This is a genomic window from Caballeronia fortuita (genome assembly GCF_001544835.2).
Lineage (GTDB): Bacteria > Pseudomonadota > Gammaproteobacteria > Burkholderiales > Burkholderiaceae > Caballeronia > Caballeronia fortuita.
On the sequence record NZ_FCNX02000028.1, the window covers coordinates 36,487 to 44,310 of the forward strand.

Genomic DNA, 7,824 nt, shown 5'->3' on the forward strand with positions numbered 1-7,824 from the left:
CCTGCTGTTCGATTGTTTTATTGCGCCGCTTCTTTCGCCGCCGGTTTCGGGCCCTTGCCGCGCGCTTCCATCCACCGATAGACGATCGAGAACACCACCGGCACGAAGAACAGCGTCGCGACGGTGCCGACCATGAGGCCGCCGATTACCGCGCGACCGAGCGGTGCGTTCTGCTCGCCGCCTTCGCCGAGACCGATCGCCATCGGCACCATGCCGATCATCATCGCGAGCGCCGTCATCAGCACCGGCCTGAATCGCGTGTAGCCCGCTTCGAGCGCGGAGCGCAACGCATCGCCATGTTCGGCGAGCGCCGTGCGCGCGAAGCTCACGACGAGAATGCTGTTCGCCGTCGCGATGCCGATACACATGATCGCGCCGGTCAGCGCGGGAATCGACAGCGTCGTATGCGTGAGGAACAACATCCACACGATGCCCGCAAGGGCGCCCGGCAATGCGGTGATGATGATGAACGGGTCGAGCCACGACTGGAAGTTCACGACGATCAGCAAGTACACGAGCACGACCGCCAGAATGAGACCGAACGCGAGACCGGAGAACGAACCGTTCATCGTTTCGACCTGACCGCGCATGTCGATCGTCGAGCCTTTGGGCAACTCGCCGCGCGCTTCGTCGATGATGCGCTGCACGTCGTCCGATACCGCGCCGAGATCGCGCCGCTCGGTGCTCGCATAAAGATTGATGGTGGTCTGCGCGTTGTAGTGATACACGACGGCATCGCGCGCGCTGCGCGACAGCGATGCGAGCGCGCCGAGAATGTTGGTCTTCCCGCTCGACGATGTCACCGGAATGTTCGCCACCGATTGCAGCGAGTTCATGTCGTATTGCGGCGCGGTCGTGATGACGTTATAGCTCACGCCATTCACCGGATTGAGCCAGAACGTGGGCGTCGTCTGCTGGCTGCCGGAAAGTGTGATGAGCAGATTGTTCGCGACGTCGCGCTGTGTGAAGCCCGCCTGCAAGGCCTTCGTGCGATCGACTTCCACGTTGATCGACGGCAGATCGGAAGGCTGCTGGATGCGTGCATCGACGAGACCCGGCACGCGGCGAATCTTCTCCAGCATGCGATTGGCAAGCGCGCGATTGCCGCGCACGTCGCGCCCGGTAATGGCGATATCGATCGGCGCGGGCACGCCGAAGTTGAGGATCTGGCTCACGATATCCGCGGGCAAAAACGAAAACGTCACGCCGGGAAACTCCTGCGGCAGACGTCTTCTCAACTCGTGAATGTAGTCTTCGGTCGGCGCGTGATCTTCGTTGAGGCTGATGAGCACGTCGGCATCCGCGGAACTCACGGTGCCCGTGTTGTTGTACGAGAGATTGATGCCCGATACCGGCAGTCCCATGTTGTCGATGATCGAGCGGATCTCGCCGCGTGGAATCAATTGCCTGATGCGCGCATCGACGCGATCCGTAAGCGCCGCTGTTTCTTCGATACGTGTCCCGGTTTTCGCGCGCATATGCAGCGCGATCACGCCCGAATCGATGGAAGGAAAGAAGTCGCGCCCGAGAAACGGTGCGAGTCCGAGAGACAGCACGCAGCATAGAAGAAAGAGCGATGCGAAGCGTCCCGGATGCGCGAGTTGCGCTTCGAGAAAGCGTCGATAGCGATGACGCACGGATTCGAAATGACGCTCGAATCCAAGATGAATGCGCACGAACGGATTGCGCGAGCCCTTCATCGATTCGACATCGCCGCCCATATGCTCGTGATGGCGCAACAGATACTTCGCGAGCGTCGGGATCAGCGTGCGCGAGAAGAAGTACGACGCGAGCATCGCGAACACGACGGCCTCGGCCATCGGCACGAAGAGATAATGCGCGACGCCCGTGAGCAGGAACATCGGCAAGAAAACGATGCAGATGGAGAGCGTCGAGACGAGCGTCGGCACCGCGATCTGCTGCGCGCCATCGAGGATGGCCTGCTCCAGTTCCTTGCCCTGTTCGAGATTCTGGCTGATGTTTTCGATTGCAACGGTCGCGTCGTCGACGAGAATACCCACTGCCAACGCGAGGCCGCCCAGCGTCATGATATTGATGGTCTGGCCGATCGCGGAAAGCGCGACGATCGATGTCAGCATCGATAGCGGTATCGAGATTGCGATGATGAGCGTCGCGCGCCAGCTTCCGAGGAACAACAGGACCATCAACGCCGTGAGACCCGCTGCGATCACCGCTTCGCGCAGCACGCCCGACACCGATGCGCGCACGAACAACGATTGATCCGCGACCGGCTCGATCTTCAGCGACTCGGGCACCATGCCGCGCAATGTCGGCAAGAGGTTCTTCACGCGCGCGACGATATCGAGCGTCGATGCATTGCCGCTCTTGTTGATCGTGAGTAGCGATGCGCGCGTGCCGTTCACGCGCACGATGTTGGTCTGCGGCTGAAAGCCATCGCGCACATGCGCGACATCCTTGATATAGATCGTGCCGCCGGGACCGGTGCGAATCGGTATGTCGTTCAGCCCTTCTATCGACGATGGACTCGCATTCAGGCCGACCGAATATTCCGTCGAACCGATTTTCGTCGTGCCCGTCGGCAGAATGAGGTTCTGCGCGCTGATCGCATTGACGACATCGGTAGGCGCGAGGTTCTTCGCCTGCAACTTGCGCGAGTCGATATCGACCATGATCTGACGCTGCTTGCCGCCATAAGGCAAAGGCACGGAAGCGCCCTGCACCGTCGCGAGCTGCGTCTTCAGGAAGCTATTGCCGAAGTCGTAGAGCTGTTGCTCGGTGAGTTCCATCGACGATAACGCGAGCCGAAGGATCGGCACCGTCGATGCATTGAAGCGCAATATATTTGGCGGCGTGATGCCCGGCGGCAGCGAGCGCAATTGCGTTTGCGAAAGCGCGGTGATCTCGGCGATAGCTTCATCGACATTCGCACCCGGCTGAAAGTAGATGCGAATCACCGCAATGCCCGGCAGCGATTCGGACTCGATATGCTCGATGTCGTTCACCGCTACCGATAAGCCGCGCTCGTAGTTGAGCGTGATGCGGCGCTCCATCTGATCGGGCGGCAAGCCTGTATAAGACCAGATGACGCTGACGACAGGAATATCGATGTTGGGGAAGATATCGGTCGGCGTGCGCAGAATGACGAGCGGACCGATGATCAGCAAAAGCAGCGACAGGACGATGAACGTGTACGGTCGCTTGAGCGCGAGTCTGACGATCCACATCTAAATTCCGCCTGCCCCGATTGATGTTCGTTATTCGAATGCTTTTGCGACTGCCGCGCGAATGCAAACGCTACGATGACACAATTGAAGCTTACAAAACAATTTGCGCAAACGGTTGCGAGGGTTTATGCGGAATGTTTTCTGCAGAAGAATGCGTGGCCGCACCCGAAGTAGAACACGCGCTCCAATTGGTGGGAATCGAATTGCGCCACGCGGAACGCGAGGCGCTTGACGCAATGAAGCGTTATACGGTGGCCGGGCGCATGTCGACCACGCGCTTTGCCTTGCCGGTCGCGGTCGTCGGTAATTCGCCGGAGTCGAGCACGCGCACTTGCGTCGAAACACCGACCATCGTCTTCACGCGATGTTGAAGCTCACGTGAAAGCCCCGAGCGCTCGCTTTCGCTCAACGTCGCGCACACTTCGGCGCGCGCTTCGACCGAAACGGCCAGCGAATCCATGTGGCCATCGCGCGAGATGCATAACTGATATTGGCCGCTCAATCGCGGAATCGCGAGAATCAGTTCTTCGATCTGGCTCGGAAATACATTCACACCGCGAATGATCAGCATGTCGTCCGAGCGGCCGGTGATCTTGGCGAGACGGCGCATCGAGCGCGCGCTCGGCGGCAGCAGCGACGTGAGATCGCGCGTGCGATAGCGGATCATCGGCATGGCTTCTTTCGTGAGCGACGTGAAGACGAGTTCACCCGTGCTGCCTTCGGGAAGCACTTCGCCCGTCAAGGGATCGATGATCTCGGGATAGAAATGATCTTCCCAGATCGTCGGGCCGTCTTTCGTTTCGATGCATTCGCACGCAACGCCCGGGCCCATGATTTCAGACAGCCCGTAGATATCGATTGCCTGGATGCCGGCGCGCTTTTCGATCTCGGCCCGCAGGCCCTGGCTCCACGGTTCGGCGCCAAAGATCCCTAACTCAAGCGATGTTTCTGCGGGGTCCATGCCCTGACGCGCCATCTCGTCGAGAAGATTCAGCATGTACGACGGCGTCACTAGAATGATCTTCGGCTCGAAGTCGCGGATCAGTTGAACCTGCTTTTCGGTCTGTCCGCCCGACATCGGCACGACCATGCAGCCAAGACGTTCCGCGCCATAGTGAATGCCGAGACCGCCGGTGAAGAGGCCATAGCCGAATGCGTTGTGCAGCGTATCGCCCTTGCGGCCGCCCGCCGCACGGATCGAGCGCGCGGTGACGTTGGCCCATGTATCGATGTCGTTCGCCGTGTAACCGACGACCGTTGGCTTGCCCGTCGTGCCGCTCGATGCGTGCACGCGCACGACCTGATCGCGCGGCACGGCGAAGAGCCCGAACGGATAGTTGTCACGCAGATCGGTCTTCGATGTCGTCGGAAAACGCGCGAGATCGGATAGCTCGCGCAAGTCGTCGGGATGCACGCCTGCCGCATCGAATGCGCGGCGATAGTGCGCGACGTTTTCGTAAGCGTGGCGCAACGTCCACTTCAGGCGTTCTAGCTGCAGCGCCTGAAGTTCGTCCCGGCTCGCGCGCTCGATCGGTTCCAGTTCGCTTCGCTGTGCATTGGATTGGACCACGGTTGTCTCCTGCATGAATGCTCGATGAATGAATGACGCGAATGCGTTTCAGTGAAAACGTTGTCCCGAATAGCGCAGCGCCGATATAAGCGGCGATGCGCGATAGCGGTCTTCGCCGTAATGCGCCGCGAGATGAAGCAGCACGTCGTGAATGCGTTCGATGCCGATGCGCTCGCCCCACGCGAGCGGCCCGAGCGGATAGTTCACGCCCTTCTCCATCGCGAGATCGAGATCGGCGCTCGTGCAGACGCCCTGATTGATGGCGTCCGCGGCTTCGTTGACGAGCATCGCGACCGTGCGCATCACGGCCATGCCGGCGACATCGTTCAAGGGAACCACGGCATACCCCGCATCCGTCAACGTGCCTGCAACGACCGCGTATGCCGCCACGCTGCATTGCCGCGCGCGCGTGAGTGCAATGCTCCGTGCGTTCGCGTAGTCGAGCGCGAGATCGATCAGCACGATGTTATCGATGCCGAGTGCATGCGCGCGTTCGGTCGCCGTGCGGCCATCGGTGAGGAAGAGATATGCATCGTCGATCTTGGCGATGAGACCGTCCATATCATTACGGCTCGTGCCCGCATCGGCGATGCGCGTTTGCAGCGGTTCGTACAGAGCGACGCTTTCACCGAGCACGATCTTCGATGGCTTGCGCGTCTGCGTTTCGATACGCGCGACGGGTTTCGCGGCGCCCGCGCCATAGTCATAGAAGCCGCGGCCCGTCTTGCGGCCGAGAAAGCCTGCACTCACCAACTCCTGCTGTATCAGCGAAGGCGTGAAGCGCGGATCGTAGAAGTACGCATCGAACACCGAGCGCGTCACGGCGAAGTTCACGTCGTGACCGATGAGGTCCATCAACTCGAACGGACCCATGCGAAAGCCACCCGCATCGCGCATGACGGTATCGATGGAAGCGGCATCGGCAGCCTGTTCGCCGAGCACGCGCAAGCCTTCCGCATAAAACGGCCGCGCCACGCGATTGACGATGAAGCCCGGCGTCGACTTCGCATGAACGGGCTTCTTGCCCCATGCCGTCGAAGTCGCGTAGATCGTTTGCGCGACCGCATCGGATGTCGCGAGTCCGCGCACGACTTCGACGAGCGCCATCAACGGTGCTGGATTGAAGAAGTGCATGCCGACCACGCGCGACGGATGCTTCAGAGGCGCGGCGATCGCCGTGATCGAAATCGATGACGTGTTGGTCGCGAGAATGCACTCGGGCGTCACGATGCTCTCGAGCTCGTCGAAGAGCGCGCGTTTGACGTCGAGCCGTTCGGCGACGGCTTCGATGACGAGCGATGCCGTGCGCAAATCGGCAAGGCTCGTGACAATGCGCACGCCATCGATGGCGCGATGTCCATCGGACGCATCGAGCTTCTTCTTCTCGATCAGGCGCTGCACGTTCGTTGCAATGCCGGCGCGCGCCTTGTCGAGCGCTTTCGCGTCGAGATCGTAGAGCAGCACGGTATGCCCCGCGAGCGCCGCGACTTGCGCGATGCCTGCGCCCATCGCGCCTGCACCGATCACACCGACTATCGCCGATGTCTGAATGGCCTGTGTCATGTCGCGATGCCCTTATACGCGCTCGATTGCGATCGCGATGCCCTGGCCTACGCCGATGCACATCGTGCATAACGCATAGCGGCCGTTGCGTCGTTCGAGCTCGTACATCGCGGTCGTGACGAGACGCGCACCGGACGCGCCGAGCGGATGACCCAACGCGATGGCGCCGCCGTTCGCGTTCACTCGCGGATCGTCTTCGGCGAGACCGAGTTGACGCAACACCGCAATGCCTTGCGATGCGAAGGCTTCGTTGAGTTCAATCACATCGAACTGTTCCAGCGCGAGGCCCGTGCGCGCGAGAAGCTTCTTCGTTGCAGGCGCGGGACCGATGCCCATGATGCGTGGCTCGACGCCCGCCGTCGCCATGCCGATGATGCGCGCTCGTGGAGCGAGTCCGTGACGCTTCGCCGCTTCTTCGTTCGCGATGATGAGTGCGCACGCGCCGTCGTTGACGCCGGATGCGTTGCCCGCCGTCACGCTGCCATCGGGACGCACGACGCCCTTCAGCTTCGCGAGCGATTCGAGCGATGTTTCGCGCGGATGCTCGTCGCGGTCGATCGCCATCGTTTCGCCCTTCTTTTGCGGCACATTTACCGCGACGATTTCCTGCACGAGCGTGCCATCGGCTTGCGCACGCGCGGCGCGCTGCTGACTGCGCAGCGCGAAGCGATCCTGTGCATCGCGCGAAATGCCGAAATCGACGGCGACGTTTTCCGCGGTCTCGGGCATCGAATCGACGCCGTACTGCTTCTTCATCAGCGGATTGATGAAACGCCAGCCGATGGTCGTATCGAAGATATCGGCCGAGCGCGAGAAAGCGCTGTTCGCCTTGCTCATCACGAACGGCGCGCGCGTCATGCTTTCTACGCCGCCTGCCAGATATAAAGAACCATCGCCCGCCTTGATCGCGCGCGCGGCGCTGCCTACCGCGTCCATGCCCGAGCCGCAGAGACGATTGAGCGTCGAGCCGGGCACGTCGACAGGCAAGCCCGCCAGCAGGCTCGACATGCGCGCGATGTTGCGGTTATCTTCGCCAGCTTGATTCGCGCAGCCATAGATCACGTCGTCGATCTGCGTCCAGTCCACCAATGCATTGCGCTTCATGAGCGCGGCGATGGGCACGGCGCCGAGATCGTCGGCGCGAAGGTCCTTGAATACACCGCCATAGCGGCCGATGGGCGTACGAATCGCGTCGCAGATAAAGGCTTCAGTCATGACAAGTCCCGATGTTGAAAATAGTCGATCGCAACGAGGCCGCACGACGGTTGCATCGCTGGCGGCTTCGGCTTGGAATACTTATGAAATCTGGAATGCTTCGGCTTCAGGCGCATCGTTGCGATGCGCGTCTTTCGCAGTTTCGAGAATGGGTTTAGCGCTCGTCGAAACTCACCACCACCCGTTCGCTTACCGGATGACACTGGCACGTGAGCACGAACCCGTCATCGATCTCGTGCTGTTCGAGCGTGTAGTTCTTGTCCATCTTCA

4 protein-coding genes and 1 pseudogene are annotated in these 7,824 nt (G+C 60.9%); all 5 read right to left on the bottom strand.

Annotated elements, in window-relative coordinates:
* Positions 1-17: 17 nt before the first annotated feature.
* Entirely contained in the window at positions 18-3,206 is a 3,189-nt protein-coding gene (locus AWB77_RS32975) for an efflux RND transporter permease subunit (RefSeq protein WP_061138642.1), read from the bottom strand.
* Between the two features lie 244 nt (positions 3,207-3,450).
* The gene (gene paaK, locus AWB77_RS32980) at positions 3,451-4,791 is read right to left on the bottom strand and encodes a phenylacetate--CoA ligase PaaK (protein WP_061138643.1); all 1,341 of its coding nucleotides are present in this window, start codon (positions 4,789-4,791) and stop codon (positions 3,451-3,453) included.
* 33 nt (positions 4,792-4,824) lie between these two features.
* A complete protein-coding gene (gene paaH / locus AWB77_RS32985; RefSeq protein WP_061138644.1) occupies positions 4,825-6,339 on the bottom strand; it encodes a 3-hydroxyacyl-CoA dehydrogenase PaaH in 1,515 nt (504 codons plus the stop codon).
* Between the two features lie 12 nt (positions 6,340-6,351).
* On the bottom strand, positions 6,352-7,554 hold the full coding sequence (pcaF, locus tag AWB77_RS32990; protein ID WP_061138645.1) for a 3-oxoadipyl-CoA thiolase: 1,203 nt from the start codon (positions 7,552-7,554) through the stop codon (positions 6,352-6,354).
* A 154-nt stretch (positions 7,555-7,708) separates the two neighbouring features.
* A pseudogene (locus AWB77_RS35475) lies at positions 7,709-7,824 on the bottom strand (phenylacetic acid degradation protein); the annotation flags it as partial.

Excerpts from the sequence above, each read along its gene's own strand:
- AWB77_RS32975 (WP_061138642.1), bottom strand. The coding sequence starts at position 3,206 with ATGTGGATCGTCAGACTCGCGCTCAAGCGACCGTACACGTTCATCGTC.
- paaK (WP_061138643.1), bottom strand. The coding sequence starts at position 4,791 with ATGCAGGAGACAACCGTGGTCCAATCCAATGCACAGCGAAGCGAACTG.
- paaH (WP_061138644.1), bottom strand. The coding sequence starts at position 6,339 with ATGACACAGGCCATTCAGACATCGGCGATAGTCGGTGTGATCGGTGCA.
- pcaF (WP_061138645.1), bottom strand. The coding sequence starts at position 7,554 with ATGACTGAAGCCTTTATCTGCGACGCGATTCGTACGCCCATCGGCCGC.